The sequence below is a fragment of the Thiemannella venezuelensis genome (assembly GCF_014203605.1).
In the GTDB taxonomy this organism is placed as follows: domain Bacteria; phylum Actinomycetota; class Actinomycetes; order Streptosporangiales; family Streptosporangiaceae; genus Planomonospora_A; species Planomonospora_A venezuelensis.
Genome location: NZ_JACHJJ010000026.1, coordinates 105,971 through 125,622, shown reverse-complemented (window position 1 = coordinate 125,622; position 19,652 = coordinate 105,971). Strand labels below are relative to the sequence as shown.

General features: G+C 71.9%; 17 protein-coding genes. 4 read left to right on the top strand and 13 right to left on the bottom strand.

Annotated features, from left to right (window positions below):
- Positions 1-347: 347 nt before the first annotated feature.
- From FHS22_RS30255 to FHS22_RS30245, 3 genes are all read right to left on the bottom strand, one after another.
- Positions 348-1,400 (bottom strand): threonine aldolase family protein, encoded by a 1,053-nt coding sequence (locus tag FHS22_RS30255; RefSeq protein ID WP_184947348.1) that lies wholly within the window; start codon positions 1,398-1,400, stop codon positions 348-350.
- A gap of 216 nt (positions 1,401-1,616) precedes the next feature.
- A complete protein-coding gene (locus tag FHS22_RS30250) occupies positions 1,617-2,567 on the bottom strand; it encodes a D-alanine--D-alanine ligase family protein (protein ID WP_184947345.1) in 951 nt (316 codons plus the stop codon).
- A gap of 220 nt (positions 2,568-2,787) precedes the next feature.
- Entirely contained in the window at positions 2,788-4,020 is a 1,233-nt protein-coding gene (locus FHS22_RS30245) for an aminotransferase-like domain-containing protein (protein WP_221474308.1), read from the bottom strand.
- Positions 4,021-4,311: 291 nt separating this feature from the next.
- Here FHS22_RS30245 and FHS22_RS30240 point away from each other — a divergent pair, with 291 nt between their 5' ends.
- The gene (locus FHS22_RS30240; RefSeq protein ID WP_184947339.1) at positions 4,312-4,932 is read left to right on the top strand and encodes a GNAT family N-acetyltransferase; all 621 of its coding nucleotides are present in this window, start codon (positions 4,312-4,314) and stop codon (positions 4,930-4,932) included.
- A 194-nt stretch (positions 4,933-5,126) separates the two neighbouring features.
- On the opposite strand, the gene trxA is transcribed toward FHS22_RS30240, so the two are convergent.
- The 8 genes from trxA to FHS22_RS30200 all read right to left on the bottom strand — a co-directional run bounded on the left by trxA (position 5,127) and on the right by FHS22_RS30200 (position 14,428).
- A complete protein-coding gene (gene trxA / locus FHS22_RS30235) occupies positions 5,127-5,441 on the bottom strand; it encodes a thioredoxin (protein WP_476704285.1) in 315 nt (104 codons plus the stop codon).
- 45 nt (positions 5,442-5,486) lie between these two features.
- On the bottom strand, positions 5,487-6,422 hold the full coding sequence (gene trxB, locus FHS22_RS30230; protein ID WP_184947333.1) for a thioredoxin-disulfide reductase: 936 nt from the start codon (positions 6,420-6,422) through the stop codon (positions 5,487-5,489).
- 179 nt (positions 6,423-6,601) lie between these two features.
- Positions 6,602-7,468 carry an anti-sigma factor family protein gene (locus tag FHS22_RS30225; protein WP_184947331.1) on the bottom strand — a complete coding sequence of 289 codons (867 nt, stop codon included), beginning with the start codon at positions 7,466-7,468 and terminating at the stop codon, positions 6,602-6,604.
- Entirely contained in the window at positions 7,458-8,105 is a 648-nt protein-coding gene (gene sigM, locus FHS22_RS30220) for an RNA polymerase sigma factor SigM (protein WP_184947328.1), read from the bottom strand. The genes FHS22_RS30225 and sigM overlap by 11 nt, the downstream gene beginning before the upstream one ends.
- 126 nt (positions 8,106-8,231) lie before the next feature.
- The gene (locus FHS22_RS30215) at positions 8,232-9,752 is read right to left on the bottom strand and encodes a protein kinase family protein (RefSeq protein ID WP_184947325.1); all 1,521 of its coding nucleotides are present in this window, start codon (positions 9,750-9,752) and stop codon (positions 8,232-8,234) included.
- Positions 9,753-9,947: 195 nt separating this feature from the next.
- A complete protein-coding gene (gene murJ / locus FHS22_RS30210) occupies positions 9,948-11,552 on the bottom strand; it encodes a murein biosynthesis integral membrane protein MurJ (RefSeq protein WP_184947322.1) in 1,605 nt (534 codons plus the stop codon).
- Positions 11,553-11,640: 88 nt separating this feature from the next.
- The gene (locus FHS22_RS30205; RefSeq protein ID WP_184947319.1) at positions 11,641-13,824 is read right to left on the bottom strand and encodes a DUF6049 family protein; all 2,184 of its coding nucleotides are present in this window, start codon (positions 13,822-13,824) and stop codon (positions 11,641-11,643) included.
- A gap of 82 nt (positions 13,825-13,906) precedes the next feature.
- Positions 13,907-14,428 carry an aminoacyl-tRNA deacylase gene (locus FHS22_RS30200; protein WP_184947315.1) on the bottom strand — a complete coding sequence of 174 codons (522 nt, stop codon included), beginning with the start codon at positions 14,426-14,428 and terminating at the stop codon, positions 13,907-13,909.
- Between the two features lie 159 nt (positions 14,429-14,587).
- On the opposite strand from FHS22_RS30200, the gene FHS22_RS30195 reads away from it, so the two are divergent.
- Positions 14,588-15,985 carry a CCA tRNA nucleotidyltransferase gene (locus FHS22_RS30195; protein ID WP_184947312.1) on the top strand — a complete coding sequence of 466 codons (1,398 nt, stop codon included), beginning with the start codon at positions 14,588-14,590 and terminating at the stop codon, positions 15,983-15,985.
- Positions 15,986-16,065: 80 nt separating this feature from the next.
- Positions 16,066-17,286, top strand: a complete 1,221-nt coding sequence (locus FHS22_RS30190; RefSeq protein ID WP_184947373.1) for an adenosylmethionine--8-amino-7-oxononanoate transaminase — start codon at positions 16,066-16,068, stop codon at positions 17,284-17,286.
- Here FHS22_RS30190 and FHS22_RS30185 read toward each other — a convergent pair.
- Positions 17,240-18,538 (bottom strand): MFS transporter, encoded by a 1,299-nt coding sequence (locus FHS22_RS30185; protein ID WP_184947309.1) that lies wholly within the window; start codon positions 18,536-18,538, stop codon positions 17,240-17,242. The two genes, FHS22_RS30190 and FHS22_RS30185, sit on opposite strands and share 47 nt — an antisense overlap.
- Positions 18,539-18,698: 160 nt before the next feature.
- Between FHS22_RS30185 and idi the strand changes: the two genes are divergently transcribed.
- Entirely contained in the window at positions 18,699-19,280 is a 582-nt protein-coding gene (gene idi, locus FHS22_RS30180; RefSeq protein WP_184947306.1) for an isopentenyl-diphosphate Delta-isomerase, read from the top strand.
- 52 nt (positions 19,281-19,332) lie between these two features.
- Here the strand turns inward: idi and FHS22_RS30175 are convergent, their stop codons facing one another.
- The gene (locus FHS22_RS30175) at positions 19,333-19,587 is read right to left on the bottom strand and encodes a hypothetical protein (RefSeq protein ID WP_184947304.1); all 255 of its coding nucleotides are present in this window, start codon (positions 19,585-19,587) and stop codon (positions 19,333-19,335) included.
- Positions 19,588-19,652 lie beyond the last annotated feature (65 nt).

Sequence of the window (19,652 nt, the reverse complement as noted above, 5' to 3'; positions counted from 1 at the left end):
CCCCCACCCACCAGAGACCCGCTGCGACGAACCGGCCGGAACAACCACCCGCGGAGCGCGACCATGCACCCCCGAGAAGACCCCACCCGAACACGACCCCAGCAGATCCAGCCCACCCCCCGCCGAAACACGACCCCGACCAACCCGCAAAAGACCCCACCCGAACACGGCCACACCCCCGCCGAAACACGACCCCGACCGGCAGCACCCCGCCGCACACCACCCGGAAACGACAGAGCCGCCGTGTTTCACGTGAAACACAGCGGCTCCGCCCTCCCCGTCACTCCTCCGGCCGCAACGCCTCAGGAGACATGGCCGCGATGTTTCACGTGAAACATCGCGGTCGTTCACGGGTGGGAGCCGACCACCGCGCGGATGTCGGAGATGAAGGTGTCGACCTGTTCGGGGGTGGTGTCGAAGGCCGTCACCCAGCGGACCACGTTCTCGGTGGCGTCCCACATGTGGAAGAGGTAGCGCTGCTGGAGTTCGGCGATGGCCTTCTCCGGGAGCACGGGGAAGACGGCGTTGGACTGGACGGGGTAGCGGAGGGACACGCCGGGGAGGTCGCGCACTCCGTCGGCGAGGCGGTGGGCCATGGCATTGGCGTGGGCCGCGTTCTCGTGCCAGAGGCCGTCGGCGAGGAGCGCGGTCAGCTGGGCGGAGACGTAGCGCATCTTGGAGGCGAGCTGCATGCCCTGTTTGCGGAGGAACAGCGCCGGGGCGTCCAGTTCGGGGTTGAGGACGACGAGCGCCTCGGCGCCCATGGCGCCGTTCTTGGTGCCGCCGAAGCTGAGCACGTCCACTCCGGCATCGGTGGTGAGCGCGCGCATCGAGCAGTCGAGCTCGGCCGCGGCGTTGGCCAGGCGGGCGCCGTCCATGTGCAGGAAGAGTCCCCGGGAGTGGAGGAATTCCGCGAGTTCCGCGGTCTCGGCGGCGGTGTAGGCGGTGCCGCACTCGGTCACCTGCGAGATGGAGACGACCCGCGGCTGGGCGTACTGCGTGTTGCCGAGGACGGAGAGGTGGTCCCGGATGTCGTCGGCCGTGAGCTTCCCGTCCGCCGTGGGGAGCGGCACGAGCTTGGCGCCGAGGACGCGCTCGGCCGCCCCGCACTCGTGGGTGTTGATGTGCGCGGTGACCGGGCAGAGGACGGAGTCGTAGGGACGCAGGACCAGTCCGAGCCCCGTCACGTTGGCCCCGGTGCCGTTGAACATCGCGTAGGCCGTCGTCTGGGCGCCGAACTCGGCGCGGAAGGCGTCCTGCATCGCCTCCGTCCAGGGATCGGCGCCGTAGGCGGGGGCGTCGCCGGCGTTGGCCTCGATGACGGCCGCGAGGACCTTGGGGTGCACGCCGGCGTGGTTGTCGCTGGCGAAGCTCTTGGGAAACGGAGTCGTGGTCAGCACAGGGCCAGCGTAGGGCGGCGGGCGGCGGGGACCGCCCGCCGGGTGCCGCGCGGCACGGCCGGGGAGGCCCGTCCTGCGGTACGGCCGGGAGATCCGGTGCGGGTGATTCCGGGGCCATTCGCGCCGGCGGCCGCGTGGCCGGTGCGCGCCGCACGGACGCCCCGTCGCGCACGCCCCGCCGTACGGGTGCCCGCCGTACGGATGTCCGCCGGAAGGTCAGCCGCGCATGGCGGCCTGTTCGAGCAGGACGCGGCAGAGGGAGCCCAGGTCCTCTCCGGCGGCTTCGGCGGCCATCGGGAGGAGGGAGGTCTCGGTCATGCCGGGGGCGACGTTGACTTCGAGGAAATGCGGGAGGCCGTCCGCGCCGACGATGAGGTCGGTGCGGGAGATGTCGCGCAGCCCGAGGGCCGTGTGCGCGGTCACCGCCATCTCGGCGCAGGCGGCCGCCGTCTCGGCGGAGAGGCGTGCGGGGGCGAAGAACTCGGTGCGGCCGGCGGTGTAGCGGGCCGCGTAGTCGTAGACGCCGTCGTCGGGGACGATCTCCACCGGGGGCAGGGCCACCGGGCCCTCGCCCAGGTCGACGACGGAGACGGCGACCTCCACGCCCTCGATGTAGCACTCGATCAGCGCGGTGTCGCCGTAGGCGAAGCAGCCGACCATGGCCGAGGGGAGGTCTTCGGCGGTACGCACGATGGAGGCGCCGAGGGCCGAGCCGCCGCGGGAGGGCTTGACGAACAGCGGCAGGCCGAGCCGCTCCACGATGCGGGCCAGCACGGCGGAGGCGCCGAGGTCGTGGAAGGTCTCCTTGGGGAGTGTCACCGACTCGGGGGTGCGGACGCCGACGGAGCGGACCACGGTCTTGGCGGTGGGCTTGTCGAAGGCGATCCGGCAGGCGTCGGAGCCGGCCCCCACGTAGGGGACGGAGAGCAGGTCCAGCACCGAGCGGATGGCGCCGTCCTCGCCCGCCCCGCCGTGCAGCGTCACGAAGACGGCGCTCGGCCGCTCGGACAGGATCCACGGGACGAGGGAGGCATCGGTGTCGCGGGTCTCCACGGAGACGCCGGCCCCGCGCAGCACCTCGCCCACCCGGCGGCCCGAGCGCAGGGACACCTCGCGCTCGTAGGACAGTCCGCCGGCCAGGACGAGCACGTGGCCCAGATCACTCATCCGAATACCTCCTAGAGCCCGTGACGGGCCTGTCGAGTCGTTCTCCCGATGACCGGGTGATCGCGCGATGGCGATGCCGGAAGTCACCGTACGGCACTCCGCCGCGGGCGGCCACGGACGCTCGCCGGACCACCCGCCGTACGACGGCGCCGCGAGGCCTCCCGCGCCGCCCGCCGTACCGGAAGGCCGGTGCCCCGGTACGGCGGGCGGGAGGGCGTCCTCAGGCGAGGTCGGGGCCCGGGGTGTCGACCCCGACGTGGTCGGGGTAGACGCCGGCGCCGAAGGTGTCGCGCAGCTGCAGCTCCTGCTCGATCACCCCGGCCAGCCGCCGGACCCCCTCGCGGATGCGGTCGGGCTCCGGGTAGCAGAAGGACAGCCGCATGTGGCGGGCGCCGCTGCCGTCGGCGAAGAAGCCGGACCCCGGCACGAACGCCACCCGCTCGGCGACGGCCCGGGGCAGGAGCGCCTTGGAGTCCAGCCCCTCGGGGAGGGTGGCCCAGACGAAGAACCCGCCGCGCGGATGCGTCCAGGTGCAGCCGGCGGGCATCAGCGCCTCCAGCGAGGAGAGCATGGTGTCGCGGCGTTCCCGGTAGAGCTCGCGGAAGGTCTTGATCTGCTCCCGCCAGGGCTGGGTGGCGAGGTACTCGCCCACGGCGAGCTGGGTGAAGGTGGAGTGCGACAGGACCGCCGACTCCATCGCCAGCACCAGCTTGTCGCGTACGGCGTGCGGGGCGAGCGCCCAGCCGACCCGGAAGCCGGGGGCCAGGGTCTTGGAGAACGAGCCGAGGTAGACCACCCCGTCGGGGTTGTCGGCGCGCAGCGCCCGCATGGGCTCGCCGTCGAAGCCGAGCAGGCCGTACGGATTGTCCTCCACGACCAGCACGCCGGCGCGCTGGCAGATGTCCAGGACCTGCTGCCTGCGCTCGGCGTTCAGCGTGACGCCGGTGGGGTTCTGGAAGGTGGGGATCGTGTAGAGGAACTTGATCGTGCTCCCGGCGGTCTGCAGCGCGTAGACGGTCTGCGCCAGCGACTCGGGGATGATCCCCTCGTCGTCCATCGCGATGTGCACGACCTTGGCCTGGTACGCGGAGAAGGTGCCGAGCGCGCCGACGTAGGAGGGACCCTCGGCGAGGACGACGTCGCCGGGATCGATGAAAATGCGGGTGATCAGGTCGAGGGCCTGCTGCGAGCCGACCGTCACCACGACGTCGTCGGCGTTGCCCTCGATGCCCTCCAGGCGCATGACGTCGCAGATCTGCTCGCGCAGGTGCGGGTCGCCCTGGCCGGAGCCGTACTGGAGCGCGACCGGGCCGCGGCGGGCCACCAGGTCGGCGACGAGCTCTCCCACCACGTCGAGGGGGAGGGCGGTGACGTACGGCATGCCGCCGGCCAGCGAGACCACCTCGGGCCTCGACGCGACGGCGAAGAGAGCTCGGACCTCGGAGGCGACCATCCCGGTAGCTCGTGCGGCGTACCGGTCGACGTAGGCATCGATGCGCGACCCGTGGGCCGCGATGGTCCGACCGTGGTCCGACTCCTGGGACACGGTCCACCTCCTCGGTGGTAGTGGAGCACGGTGTGCTCTCCAACTAGGTGAACAAGGGTACGTCAGCGGCTCCCGGAGCCCTCCCGCGGGACGGCGGAGACCCCTGAAACGACGGCCCTCGCTGGGCTACGATGCCAGGTGAGGACTCGGTTTTCGCGCGTATCACGCACTCGTCTCGCTCGCGATTGGGGCCATTAGGTGTCGCGTCGGCTGGCTAACGTCACTCTCGACAATCTCGACGACCTGCCGCGCCGCTGCCGCCGGTGCGTTTTCTGGGAGCTCGACCCGATGAGCGGGGAGCGCGCGGTCGAGGCGGGGGATCCGGAGCTGGAGAAGGAGGCCTGGATCTCGGCGACCCTGCTGGAGTGGGGCAGCTGCGGGAAGATCGCTTATGTGGACGGGGTGGCGGCCGGGTTCGTGCTCTACGCGCCCCCGCTCTACGTGCCGCGCTCGGTGGCGTTCCCGACCTCGCCGGTGAGCGCCGACGCCGTGCTGCTGATGACCGCGCACATCATCCCGGAGTTCTCCGGCGGAGGGCTCGGCCGGATGCTGGTCCAGGGCGTGGCCAAGGACCTGACCCGGCGCGGGGTGCGGGCGATCGAGGCCTTCGGCGACCTGAAGTGGGAGAAGACCGGGGCCTGCGTGGCGCCCGCCGAGTACCTGCTCTCCGTGGGGTTCAAGACGGTCCGGCCGCACCTGCGCTTCCCGCGCCTCCGGCTGGAGTTGAAGAACGCCGTCTCGTGGCGTGAGGACGTCGAGGTGGCCCTGGAGAGGCTGCTGGGCTCCATGAGTCCGGAGCGGGCGCTGCGTCCCGTCTGAGCCTTCTGAGGGCCTCCCGCGGCCACCGCGGCGCGACAGGGACCGGAGGGGGGACGCGAAAGCCCCCCCGCCGTGAGGCGAGGGGGCTTCCACTGGGTGGGTGTGCCGCTCGGAAGCGGGTGGTACGGCCGGGAGCCGCCGTGGGGTGCGGCCGGCCGCAGGGGGCCTCATCCAGGGCTCCCTCGCGGGGCGCCCTAGATGATGCCCTCGAGCTCGCGAAGCAGCATGGCCTTCGGCTTGGCGCCGATGATCTGCTTCACAACCTCTCCGTTCTTATAGACGTTCAGGGTCGGGATCTGGAGTACGCCGTACTGCTGGGCAATCGCCTGGTTCTCGTCGACGTTGAGCTTGACGATCTCCAGCTTCTCGCCCTGCTCGGCGGCGATCTCCTCCAGGATCGGCGCGACCTGGCGGCACGGACCGCACCACTCGGCCCAGAAGTCGACGAGCACGGGCTTGTCGCTCTTGAGCACGTCGCTCTCGAAACTGGCCTCGGTCACGTTCTTGATGGCGCCCACGGTTGTTGCTCCTTCTTTCCCGGTGGTGTGGTGGGGTCAGTTGTCGGCGTGCTCGGCCAGCCAGCGCTCGGCGTCCAGCGAGGCGGCGCAGCCGGTGCCCGCGGCGGTGATCGCCTGGCGGTAGGTGTGGTCGACCACGTCCCCGGCGGCGAAGACGCCGTCCAGGTTGGTGCGGGTGGAGGGGGCGTCCACCTTGATGTAGCCCTCGTCGTCCAGCTCGACCTGGCCCTTGACCAGCTCGGTGCGGGGGTCGTGGCCGATCGCGATGAACAGGCCGGTGACGGCGAGCTCGCTCTCCTCGCCGGTCTTGAGGTTGCGCAGCCGTACGCCGGAGACCTTCTCCTCGCCCAGGACGTCGACGACCTCGCTGTCCCAGACGAAGCGGATCTTCTCGTTGGCGAACGCGCGGTCCTGCATGATCTTGCTGGCGCGCAGTTCGTCGCGGCGGTGCACGACGGTCACCGAGTTGGCGAACCGGGTCAGGAAGGTGGCCTCCTCCATGGCGGTGTCGCCGCCGCCGACGACCACGATGTCCTGGCCGCGGAAGAAGAAGCCGTCGCAGGTGGCGCACCAGGAGACGCCGCGCCCGGACAGGCGCTGCTCGTTGGGCACGTCCAGCTGGCGGTAGCCGGAGCCGGTGGCCAGGATGACGGCCTTGGCGTGGAAGGTGCCGGTGGCGGTCTTGACGACCTTGGGCGTGGCGGCCAGGTCGACCTCGACCACGTCGTCGGCGACGAGCTCGGCGCCGAACCGCTCGGCCTGCTTGCGCAGCCCGTCCATGAGGTCCGGGCCCATGATGCCGTCGGGGAAGCCCGGGAAGTTCTCCACCTCGGTGGTGTTCATCAGCGCGCCGCCGGCGGTGACGGAGCCCTCGAAGACGAGGGGGTTGAGGTCGGCACGCGCGGAGTACACGGCCGACGTGTAACCGGCGGGACCCGAGCCGATGATGATCACATTCCGGACGTCCATCACGCGTTGCGCCTTTCCCTCTGTCGTTGCAGTCGCGTCAACAGATCCTAGGCGCCGGTGATTCCCGGCGGTGATTCCCCGCCGGACGCGGGGAGGCCCGGCACGGACGGATCCGTGCCGGGCCTCCCCGGATCGTTCGCCTCAAAGGCCCGCGCCGCCCGATCGGCGGGCTCGCGGAGCCCTTACTTCCAGCGGGCGAAGCCGGGCTTGCGCACTTCGTCGCACTCCGGTCCCACCACGTGCACGAGCACCTGGTTCTTGGGCTGGTTGTGCCAGAAGACCATGATGTTGGCCTCCTGCCCGTTGTAGAAGCCCTGGTCGACCGCGAAGGGGGCCGTCCCGACCTCGGCGGTGAGCCGGTTCACGCACTGGTCGAGCTTGGAGCTCCGCACGGTTCCGGTGGCGTCCATCGGGCCGATGTAGTCGAGCATCGAGCCGCGCAGCGCCTGGTCGGTGTAGTTCCAGTTGCTCTCGGTGAGCTGGTACTTCGAGCCCTCGGCCAGCAGGGGCAGGGTCATCGGCGGATCCGCCCCGGGACCGGAGGCGGAGAGCATGCTGGTCGTCACCACCGTCGCGCCGATCACCGCCGCCGCCACTCCCGCCGCGGCGGCCGGCAGCGCCCACCGGCGCCGGGCGCCGGTCCTGCGCCGTCGGACCGGGGTCACCGGGACGACGGTGCCGTCGTCGCCGACGACCCCCAGCCGCGTGACCGGCTCGGGCTCGGGGAGGGGCGCCGGCTCCGTCTCCCATGGCGCGTCGCGCATGATGTCGTCCCAGGCCGGTGCCTCCACCAGGCCTACCCCACCTCCACGGAAGCTCTCGGCCTCGGCGGCCAGTGCGCGGTCGATCCGGAGCGCGACTCCCATCGGCATGGCCGGGGTGGGGGTCGCCGAGAGTACCTCACGGACCGCTGCGAGATCGGCAAGGCTCTCGCCACAGGGATCGCAGATCGCGAGATGTTCGCGAACCTGCAGAGCCGTGGCGGCGTCGAGGAGACCCTCGGCCAGTTCGGCCAGGATCTCCAGGTCGTAGTGCGTATCACCCGTCACGAAGTTCTGCTCCCTTCGCCGATGAGACGCGAGATAGGTCGGATCGGTTCCGCAGATGCGAAAGAATTGGGACAAGTTTGGCGCGACCGCGCGCGCACCGGCTCTTCACGGTTCCGCTGGGAACCTGCAGGACATGGGCCGCGTCCTCGACGGAGTAGCCCATCATGTCCACGAGCACCAGGGCGGCCCGCTGGTCGGCGGGGAGCAGTCTGAGCGCGGAGGAGACCTCCATGGAGACCTCGCGCTCGGCCGTCTGGTCGGGGACCGGGGTTTCGCGCTCGGCGGCCTCGATCAGCTCGTCGTCGGCGACGGGGCGCACCGACTTCCTGCGCATGCGGTCGAGGCAGGCGTTGACCACGATGCGGTGCAGCCACGTGGTGACCGCCGCCTCGCCGCGGAAGCTCTCGGCCTTGCGGTATGCGGACACGAAGGCGTCCTGTACGGCGTCCGCCGCCTCGTCGGGGTCGCCCAGCGTGCGCAGGGCGACCGCCCACATGCGGTCTCGGTGACGCTTGACTATTTCACTGAAGGCGTGCGGATCCCCGGCGATGTGCCGGGTCAGCAGGTCGGCGTCGGACACGACGGCCCGCGCTGCCTGCTGCTCCGCCGCTGGCGGGGGCTCGGGTGGGGAATTCACAAGGAGAGTCCTGCTATACCGGTCCGGGGAGTACACCACTACGTGATAGATGGTGCCACGAAATCTCCGATGATCGGCAAGGAGTCGGGTGAACCAGACCAAATCACACTGGTATGGCACCATCCGTCACTTGGTCGCCAGCACCTCCACCTCGTTCACCTGGCCCCGGAACTTCCCCTGGTAGGTGGGGAGTTCGGTGAACCAGAGCAGGACGTAGCGCCCCTCCTTCGGGGACTTCACGGTGAAGGTCTTCTTCCCGCCCACATCGGAGATCTTGCCGACCACGGAGAGGTCGTCCTCGTCCTTGGAGTCGCCCACCCTCAGCTCCACCGTGCCGCCGGAGGTGCCGCCGAAGTCGACCTTCACCTCCTTGACCGGCACGCTCTCCTTCAGGTCGAGCAGGAGGCCGACGCCGCTCTTCAGACCGCCGAAGTCGGCGGAGGTGTAGGACTCGGAGTGCCAGTCGGTGGAGGGCTTGCCGTCCACCGCGCCGCCGGTGTGGTTCTCCCCCTCCTGCTGGTCGCCCCGCGGGTCGAAGCCCGAGGCCGAGACGGACTTCACCTTCTGGGTGGCGGTGGAGACCGCGGGGGTGGGCTTGGCGGTGGCCCCGGCGGTCGGGATCCCGGCGTTGCCGAGGTTGCGGCCGAGCGTCCAGGCGCCCAGGCCGACGGCGGCCATCACCAGCAGGACGACCGTGACCATGACCACCTTGCCGAGCATCCCGCCCCCTCCGGCGGGGGCCGGCCGGTGCTGGACGGGCGTGTACGGGGCCGGGGCCGTGCGCTGCGGGGGCGGCGCCGTCTCCAGGCCCTCCGAGCGGGAGGCCGTCATCGGAGGAGGGACCACCGCGGGCATGGGCATGGGCGTGGGCCGGGGCACCGACTCCAGCGCCTCGGCCACCTCGGCGGGACTCGTCAGCGGGGTCAGGCCGCGCCGGCTCTCCGGCAGGATCACCCGGCAGGTGATCGTGTCGAGGTAGCCGGGAACGCCGGCGGTGACCTGCCGCGGCGTGCAGAAGCGCCCGTCGTCCACGGGCGCGACGGGCAGTCCGCCGACGGGCTCCTCACCCGGCCAGTGGCCGGTCAGCCCGGCGTACAGCAGGCGGCCGAGCCCCTCCGCGTCGGCGCGGGCGGCGTCGTCGACCCGCATGTTGTCGTCCGCCACCCCGACCAGGACGGCGTCGATCCCCAGGCCGAGCAGCTTGACCGTGCCGCCCGAGGTCCACATCAGGTGCTCGGGGGTCAGGCAGAGGTGGGGGATGCCGGACTCGTGCGCGTGGGCCAGCGCCTCGGCGACCTCGGCGACCAGCGCGGCGGCCCGCTCCGGCTCCAGCGACCCGGAGGCGACCAGGTCGGCCAGGTTCTCCCCGCTCACCCACTCGCTGACGACGTAGGAGCGGCCGTCGTCCTCGGTGGCGTCGAAGACCTGGGTCAGCCGGGGGTCGGTGAGGCGGCTGGCCGCGCGGGCGGCCGTGACGACCTCGTTCACACGGGGGAAGCCGGGGGCGAAGGTGTGCACGGCGACGGGCCGGGCGAGCACCTCGTCGACGGCCTTCCAGAGGGTGGCCCCTCCGGACTCGTGGACGCGGTCCTCAAGCCGGAAGCGCTCGGCCAGCTTCGTGCCGGGCTCGATCGCGGAGGTGCTCATGACTCCTCCGAAACTGGGAACACATCAGCTCCTCGCCCCGCGGGCACGTCAGGACGCATCACACGATGCCGGGTGGATCCGCCCACGCCCTCCTGCTTCCACTAGCCGCATGTCACCACGCGCGTCGCACCATGGTAGTGCCGCAGCGGTTCCACCCGTGTTCTCCTCGTCAGACGATTGCGTGAAACCTCTGGATTACCGGCGTACCCGCCCTGCGACCATTCCAACGACCGAGCTCACCTCGGGGATGCGCATCCGCTGCGCGACGACGAGGTAGATCACCAGGCCGAGCCCGCCGCCGGCGGCCAGCATGACGGCCGCGCTGAGCGGGCTCAGGTCGGTCAGCTCCCGGGTGAGCCAGAGCACGCCGAGCGCGGCCAGCGCACCCGGGATCGCGGCCAGGTACATCCGCGAGAGCCCGGCGGCCACCGCACGCCCGTTCAGCCCCCCCGCGCGGCGGGCGGCGAGCGTCCAGGCGACCGCGATGCCCGTCACGTAGGCGGCGGTGAAGGCGAACGCCAGCCCGATCACCACGTACCGCGGGGGCAGAAGCGCCGCCGAGAGCAGGCTGAGCGCGATGCTGACCACCGTGTTGCCCGCCCCGATGAAGACCGGGGTGCGGGTGTCGCCGAAGGCGTAGAAGACCCGCAGCAGGAGCTGGAAGATCGAGAAAGGCACCAGCGCCAGGCCGAAGACCTGGAGCACGTTGCCGATGTAGACGGCGTTGTCCAGGTCGTTGTTGCCCCACGAGTAGACGAGCACGGTGACGGCGGGGCCGAGCACCACCAGCAGCAGCCCGGCGGGCACCAGCAGCGCCGAGACCAGCCGGACCCCCGAGGCGAACTCCTCGCGGACCGAGCCGAGGTCGCCCTCGGCCACCGACCGGCTCATCCGGGGCAGCATCGCGGTGATCACCGAGACCGCGATGATCCCGTAGGGGAGCTGGAAGAGCTGGTACGCCTGGGCGTAGGCGGTGTTGCCCGCCCCGCCGGCCCGGTCGCCCGCGGCGGAGGCGACGTTGGTGACGACCAGGAAGCCGAGCTGGGTGATGGTCACGTAGACGAGCGTCCAGGAGCCGCGCCTGGCCATCTCGCCCAGGCCCGCCTCGCGCAGGCCGAACCGGGGGCGGAAGCGGAACCCGGCCCGGTGCAGCGAGACCATCAGCACCAGGCACTGGACCACGATCCCGCCGGTGGTGCCCAGGCCGAGCAGGGCGAGGTCGGCCTGGCTCACCCGCCCGACCTCCGAGCCCCCCTCTCCGGCCGTCACGTAGTAGAGGACCAGGACGCCGATCATCACGAGGTTGTTCAGCACCGGCGCCCACATCGGGGCGGCGAACCGGTCGCGGGTGTTCAGGATCGCCCCGGCGATCGCCCCGATGCCGACGAAGGCGATCTGCGGCAGGAGGAACCGGGCCAGGGTGACCGTGACCTCGACCCGCTCCTCGGACCAGCCGGTGGTGTAGAGGTCGATCAGCGGGCGGGCGAGCAGCACGGCCGCCGCGGTGAGCAGCACCAGCGCGACCGTGCCGATCGTCATCAGCCGCTGCTCGTAGGCCCGTCCGCCGTCGGGGTCGTCCTTCTGGTGGCGGACGACCATCGGGACGATGACACTGCTCAGCACCCCGCCGATGAGGAAGTCGAACAGGATGAACGGGATCGCGTTGGCGACGGTGTAGGCGTCTCCCATGTGATCGCTGCCGAGCGCGGCCACGAGCACCGCGGCCTTGGCGAACCCCGTGACGCGGGAGACCAGCGTGCCCGCCGCCATGATCGCGCTCGCCCGCAGGACCCTGCTCATGCGCTCTCCTTCGCCCGCCGGACGCCTGCCGGTCTCACGACTCCACCGATTCCACGAACTCCACCGACCTCACCGGCTCCCCGCGGGCTCAGGACTCGGACCCGGCGGGCACGGCCGCCTTCCGGGGCGGCGCCGCCGCCCCGGCCCGCCGCGCCCCCCTGCGGCGCAGGACGCGCATGACCACGGCGGCCAGCATCACCACGAGCGCCGCCCCCACGATCACCAGCGTGATCGCGCCGTAGCCGGTGGTCCGCACGGTCAGCTTGACCTTCTGGCCGTACTTGCGGCCGTCGGCGGTGGTGAGCTGGACCGTCACCGTGGTCTGGCCGCTGGCCGCGGACGTCATCGGGATCCTGATGGTCTGGGTCTGGCCACCGAAGATCGTCATCTCGTCCTCGTAGGGCTCGATCTTCAGCAGCTCGGAGTCCCCCGAGGTGACCTTGACCCGGACCGTGACCCTCTCGTCGCGCTCCAGCTCGTTGCGGACGCTGATCGGCACCTCGCCGTCCGTCCCGGCCAGGGTGCGGATCTGGGACGGCTCGTTGCCGGTGATCCAGACCTTGGCGATCCGGGCGTCGATCGTCTGCCGCACCCGCTCGACGTACGGCACCGCGTCCCCCTCCCTGCCCCGCCACGCGGAGGAGGACAGGCGGAGCAGCGCCAGGTCGAAGACGTCGAGGTCCTCGGCGGCGGTGACGGCCGAGGTCAGGTCCGCGCGTGCGCCGACCCTCCGGACGCTCCCCATGTACGGCTTGCCGAGCTCCTTGGCCCGCTCCTGCGCGGTGTAGGTCAGGCCGCCGCGCGGCGACGGGGCCTTGGAGGCCTTCACCGAGCCGAGCCCGACGGGTTTCACCCAGGGCAGGGAGGCGACCGTCCTCATCAGCTCGGTCACGTAGGCCGGGTCCGGCGACCAGCGCCGGGGCGGTACGGCGAGCACGGTCCTGGGCGCGGTGGCGGGCTCCGAACTGATCATCGCGGTCTCGGCGATGAACCGCTGGCGGCTCAGCAGGGCGGCGCCGGGGGCGGTGGACGTCACGGCGAGGGCGTCGCTCAGCGCGGGGTCGGCGACCAGCGCCGTGACCGGGCCGCTCACGGTGTGCACGGTCGCGACGGCGTCCGGGGTGACGTCCGGGGCGGCCGGGGGAGTGACGGCGCCGGGGACGGCGGCGGGTGCGGGCGGCAGGGTCGCGGCGCTCAGCAGCACGGTGCCGACCCCGGCGACGGCGAGGAGGTCGAGCCCGTCGTGGTCCACCGTCCCGCCGACCGGCCAGCCGATGTCGGTGCGGACGTCGCGGCCCAGGGTCTCCCTGGCGGCCCTCCCGGCGGCCTCGACGCCCGTGCCGGTGATGTCGTCCAGGCCGTTGTGGGCCAGGGCGGCCACGTCGGGGTCGGCGTAGGGGACGGCCGCCACGGGAAGGTCGGCCAGGGCCGTGCGCAGGCCGTTGAGCCACCCGGTCGCGGAGTCGTCGCCGGTACGGCGCTCCGCCTTGTCGCCGGACCTCACCCAGTGCGTCCCGCCCATCGCCCTGGCGTCGTCGAGCAGCGCGGGGTCGACGATCCAGGTGATGCCCTTGAGCGAGGAGGTGTCCTGCGCCACCTTCAGCAGGTCGCCGAGGCGTTCGCCCGCGGCGAGGGAGGCGGGCAGGCTCTCGCCGACGAAGGTGCCGTCGTCGGCCCGGCGGGGCTGGTCGACGATCGGCAGGACCACGGAGAGCCGGGTGCGCGGCACCTCGGCGGCGTCCCGGGGCAGGTAGGTGAGGAGGGTGCGCTGGACGGCGACCGGCTGCCCGAGGGCGTCGCGCACCTCGATCGTCACCGGGTAGACGCCGAAGCGGGAGGCGCCCAGCGTCTGCGGGGTGAAGACGAACTCCCAGGGCGCCTTCCCGGCGGCGGGGATCGGCTGCTGCGCGACGTATTTCTCGTCACGCCAGGCGCCCGGCTGGAACCCCTCCTGCCCGGCGAGGTACGAGGTCAGGTGGGCCCGCTGGGCGAAGGGCTGCGCGGAGTAGTACATCCTGATCCGCAGGTTGGCCAGCGCCTCGGCTCCCGTGTTGACGAGGGAGCCCGCGATCCTGACCTCGGTGTCCGGGTCGCGGAGCACGTCCGGCCCCGTCGCCTCCACCACGAGCTGCGGGTTCTGCCGGCCCGCCGTGACGGCCGCCGGAGCGCTCGCCGTTCCCGCCCGTGCGTTCGCCGTACCCGGAAGGGCCGCCGCCGCGGGGAGGAGCAGCGTGGAGGTGAGGGCGGTGAGCAGCGCGGCCTTGCGGATCACGGGCCGGCCAGGGGCAGGAAACGGCGCACGCCCGTAATGCTAAGGGGTGTCCGGCTGGTGCCGCCCGCCCTCCGCCGATGCTCTACCCGGCGAGCTGGACCGTCACGGGCTCGTTCCTGTGCCGGGGAGGAGAGAGGTCGGCGGTCTTCCCGGAGACGAGTTCGAGCAGGTCGTCGGCGCGGATCAGCAGCGCCGTGTGGCGCTCGCCGGTCGGGGTGTGGACGAGCCCCGGGGCCTCGGCGAGCCGCTCGTCGACCAGCACGGTCAGATTCTCGGGGAGCAGCAGCGGGCAGACCAGGCCGGCGGCGTAGTCGGTGGCGGAGTTCACGGTGAAGGCGGAGGCGGGGCGGACCCGGCGGGCGCCCAGGGCCGCGCCGACCGCCCCGGGCCTCGGCGGGGCGCCGACCGGGGCGACGACCGCCACGGGCTCGCGGCCGATCCGGGTGGTGACCTCGAACACCGTGACCCCCACGCAGGTCGCGGGGTCGGCGGACAGCACCTCGGGCAGTTCGTCGGCACACGTCAACGCACGCGGAAGGCGTACGATCTCATGGTGGATCTGGTGCGCGAGGAGCCAGCGGTGGATCGCGAGGGCGTCCTTCATGAATGTCCTCCTTGCCTCGTCGCGCGAGTTCGCCGGGCCCTTGACCGACCGTAGCCTGGTGATCGCTGCACGGCGTATCCCCAGCGGGGAACGTATCCCTAACCGAAGGACCTACCCGGTTTGTCCCTTTCAAATCTGACTGAGAGCCAGCGGCACGGCATGAGCGAGCTGTTCCGGAAGATCGCCCCGGTGGTCGACGAGCTCGGCGAGCTCTTCGCCGCCCGGGGGTACGAGATCGCCCTCGTGGGCGGTTCCGTCCGCGACGTCTTCCTCGGCCGGATCGGCAACGACCTCGACCTGACCACGGACGCGCGCCCCGAGACGGTCCTGGAGCTCATCCGCGACTGGGCCGACTCCATCTGGACGATCGGCATCGACTTCGGCACGGTCGGCGCGCGCAAGGGCAACTGGCTGCTGGAGATCACCACCTACCGGAGCGAGTCCTACGACCCCAAGTCGCGCAAGCCCGACGTGGCCTACGGCGACACGCTCGAAGGAGACCTGGCCCGCCGCGACTTCGCGGTCAACGCGATGGCGCTGCGCCTGCCCGGCCGGGAGTTCGTGGACCCGCACGGCGGCCTGGACGACCTGCACGCGAAGGTGCTGCGCACCCCGGGTCCGCCGGAGCGCTCCTTCGACGACGACCCACTCCGGATGCTCCGCGCCGCCCGGTTCGCCAGCCAGCTCGGCTTCGCCGTGGACCCGGCGGCGTTCGCCGCGATGACCGCGATGGCCGGGCGGATCGAGATCGTCTCCGCCGAGCGCATCCGCGACGAGCTCGACAAGCTGATCTGCGGCGACCAGCCCCGCGCCGGGCTCAGGAACCTGGTCGACTCCGGGCTCGCCGCCCACGTCCTGCCCGAGCTGCCCAGGCTCCGGCTGGAGATCGACGAGCACCACCGGCACAAGGACGTCTACGAGCACACCCTGATCGTGCTGGAGCAGGCCGTCGACCTGGAGGAGGGCGGCCCCGACCGCATCCTGCGCTGGGCCGCGCTCATGCACGACGTGGGCAAGCCCAAGACCCGCCGGCACGAGGCCGGGGGCCGCGTCTCCTTCCACCACCACGAGGTGGTCGGCGCCCAGCTCACCAAGAAGCGCCTGGGCGAGCTCCGCTTCCCCAAGGACGTGGTGGCCGACGTCTCCCGCCTGGTCGAGCTGCACCTGCGCTTCCACGGGTACGGCAGCGGCGAGTGGACCGACTCGGCGGTGCGCCGCTACGTCAGGGACGCCGGGCACCTGCTGGAGCGCCTGCACAAGCTGACCCGCGCCGACTGCACCACCCGCAACCGGCGCAAGGCCCAGGCCCTGTCCCGGACCTACGACCAGCTCGAGGAGCGCATCGCCCGGCTCGCCGAGGAGGAGGAGCTCGGCAAGATCCGCCCGGAGCTGGACGGCAACGAGATCCAGGAGATCCTCGGCGTCCCGCCGGGCCCGGTCGTCGGCCGGGCGTACAAGTTCCTCCTCGACATGCGGATGGACCAGGGCATCGTCGGCAAGGAGGGCGCCGCCGAGGCCCTGCGGGCGTGGGCGGGGGAGAACGGCCTGCTCCCCTGAGCCCGGGGCGACCGCGCGGCCCCGCCCGCGCGGAGGGCTCCGCCGGCGCCGCGGGCGGCCAATAGGGTGGCGGGGTGGACGTGCTGAATCTTGATCGTGATCATGTGTGGCACCCCTACGCCGCGGTGCCCCCTGCGGTGCCCGTGCACCGGGTCGTGCGGGCCGCCGGGGTGCGGCTGACGCTCGCCGACGGCCGGGAGCTCGTCGACGGCATGTCGTCGTGGTGGGCGGCGATCCACGGCTACAACCACCCGCGCCTCAACCAGGCGGTCAGGGACCAGCTCGGCGACATGGCGCACGTCATGTTCGGCGGCCTCACCCACGAGCCCGCCGTACGGCTCGCGCACCGGCTGGCGGAGGCGACCGGCCTGCCGAAGGTGTTCCTGGCCGACTCCGGCTCGGTGGCCGTCGAGGTCGCGATCAAGATGGCGTTCCAGCTCACCGGGCGGCACCGGCTGCTGACGGTGCGGGGCGGCTACCACGGCGACACGTTCGGGGCGATGGCCGTCTGCGACCCGGTCAACGGCATGCACCACCTGTTCTCCGGCGCGCTCCCGCAGCACGTCTTCGCCCCCCGCCCGCCCGCCGGCCCCGACGGGGCCTACCTCGCCGAGCTGGCGGAGACGGTCGCCCGGCACGCCCACGAGCTGGCGGCGATCATCGTCGAGCCGGTGGTCCAGGGCGCGGGCGGCATGCACTTCTACCACCCGGTCCACCTGCGCAGGCTCCGCGAGCTGGCCGACGAGCACGGCCTCCTGCTGATCGCCGACGAGATCGCCACCGGCTTCGGCCGGACCGGCGAGCTGTTCGGCTGCGATCACGCCGGGATCAGGCCCGACATCATGTGCCTGGGCAAGGCCCTGACCGGCGGTTACCTGTCCCTGGCCGCGACGTTGTGCACCGAGCGGGTGGCGGCGGGCATCGGGGTGCTGATGCACGGGCCCACGTTCATGGGCAACCCGCTGGCCGCGGCGGTCGCGGGGGCCTCGCTCGACCTGCTGGCCGAGCGGCCGTGGCGGGAGGAGGTCGCCGGGATCGAGGCGGGGCTCACCGAGGGCCTGTCGGGGGTCGCCGGGCTCCCCGGGGTGAAGGACGTGCGGGTGCTCGGCGCGATCGGGGTGATCGAGACGGTGGAGCCCGTCGACGTCCGGAGGGTCCAGGACCTCGTGATGGGGCACGGCGTCTGGCTCCGGCCGTTCGGCCGCCTGATCTACACCATGCCGCCGTACGGCGTCGGCGACGACCTGGAGCGGGTCACGGCAGCGATGACGGCTGCGGCGCGGGCGCTCGGGACGGCGTGACCATCCGGTAGAGCACCGCGCCCACGGCGTACCCGGCGGTGATGAGCCCGAGGACGGGCAGCGACCTCCCGTCCGGCGGCAGCAGCACCGCCGCCAGGGCCGCGGCCAGCACGTAGCTGCCGTTGAAGAGCATGTCGTAGATCGAGAACGCCCGGCCGAGATAGGCGTCCTCGACATCCCGCTGGACCACCGTGTCCGCGCAGATCTTGACGCTCTGCCCCGCGACGCCGAGCACGAAGCCCGCGGTCGCGAAGCCCCACTGCTGGAACGGCGCGCACAGCGCGAACGACAGGACCCCGGCGGTGACCAGCATGGCCGAGACCCACCGCTCGGTGCCGAACCGCTGGGTGGCCCACGGCGTGACCAGCACGGCCACCGCGAAGCCCGCCCCCGACGTGGCGACCACGACGGCCACCGCGTCCAGCGCCTCCTCGGTGTTCTCGGCGAAGTAGTAGCGCGAGAGCATCACCAGCATCGCCGTGCACAGGCCGTACATGAACCGGTGCGTGGCCATCGCGCCCATCGCCGCGGCGGCGGCCCGGTGGTGGACGATGTGCCGCGCGCCCTCGGCGAGACCTCTCACCACGTGGCGCACGGCCTCGCGGGCCTGCGGCCGGTCCGGGTCGTAGGCGGGCCCGAGCAGCTCGCGGCGCATCGTCCTGGCGATCAGCGCGCTGACCCCGAAGATGAGCCCGGACACGACCATGAGCACCGCGACGCCCTGGTCGTCGGCTCCGAAGAGTTTGCGCAGCAGGAAACCGGCGCCCACGCCGACGACGGTCAGCACGGTGCCCGAGGTGGGGGTCACCGCGTTGGCCACCATCAGCCGCTCGGCCGGGACGACGTGCGGGAGCGAGGCTCCGAGCGCGGCGAGGAAGAACCGGTTCACGCCGAGCACGCAGAGCGCGGCGGCGTAGAAGATCCAGTCGGGGACGTCGGCGACCAGGAGGGCGCCGGTGGCCAGCAGCAGGGTGCCCCGGATCAGCGGCGCCACGACCAGGATCTGCCGCCGGGACCAGCGGTCGATGAACACGCCCGCGAACGGGCCGAGCAGGGAGTACGGCAGGAGCAGCACGGCGAGACCGGCGGCGATCTGGGCGGCGCTGGTGCTCTTCTCCGGGCTGAAGAACGCGAATCCGCCCACCGCGAACTGGAAGATCCCGTCGGAGAACTGGGAGACCAGGCGGGTGCCGTACAGCCGCCTGAAGTCCCGGCCCCGCAGGACCACGCGCAGATCGGATACGAAGGACACCCGATCAGCCTACGTGGGCCGCTCCGGGCGGGGACATCGGGAACAACCCTGAGATCCTCGGAGCCGGAGGGTCATGGAGCTGGACGGCCGTATATGGATCTTTCATCATGTATCGCTGATCAGGCGTGATGACCCGTCATGATCACGTACCCTACGTGACGTGACACCTGACGAACACGTGGTGCTCCTCGACAACGACGGGAACGCCGTCGGCACGGCGCCCAAGCTGGCGGTGCACGGCCCGGACACCCCCCTGCACCTCGCATTCTCCAGCTACGTCTTCGACGGGCAGGGGAGGGTGCTCCTCACCAGGCGGGCGTCGCACAAGCTCACCTGGCCGGACGTGTGGACCAACAGCTGCTGCGGCCACCCCCTGCCGGGCGAGCCGGTCCGGGACGCGGTGGCCCGCCGTCTCTCCTACGAGCTGGGTCTCCGGGCCGACCGGGTGGACCTGCTGCTGCCCCGCTTCTCCTACCGGGCGGTCATGGACAACGGCATCGTGGAACGGGAGCTCTGCCCGGTCTACCGGGTCGTCGTCTCGACCGAGGCCGCGCCCAACCCCGACGAGGTCGGGCAGGTGCGGTGGATGCCGTGGAAGGAGCTCGTCGACGGCGTGCTCTCCCGGGACATGGCCGTCTCCCCCTGGTGCCGCGAGCAGCTCCCCCATCTCGACGGCCTCGGCGCCGACCCGCTGGCCTGGCCGGTCGCCGACCCCGCCGGCCTGCCCCCCGCCGCCCGCTGACCGGACGCCGCCCCGTGGCGGGCGGGCGGCCGTGCGGCCCTCACCCGCGGGGTCAGACGCTGAAGGGGCCCTGGTACTCGGTGTAGTCGGAGACGCCGTCGCCGTTGAGGTCGACGCGGACCTCGTCGGTGTAGCCGTCGCCGTCGTGGTCGAGGTAGACCACGTCGGTCACGCCGTCGCCGTCGGTGTCGTAGCGCTCCTCGTCGGCCACGTAGTCGCCGTCGGTGTCGATGAGCTGGGCGTCGGTGCCGCCGTCGCCGTCGGTGTCGTAGTAGTCGGTGGTGGTGACGTCGAAGTCGGCGCTCATCTGCGTGCTCCCCGTATCTGCTCGGTGTGGGTTCGTCAGATAAGAGGCGCGGGACGCGGGGTTTG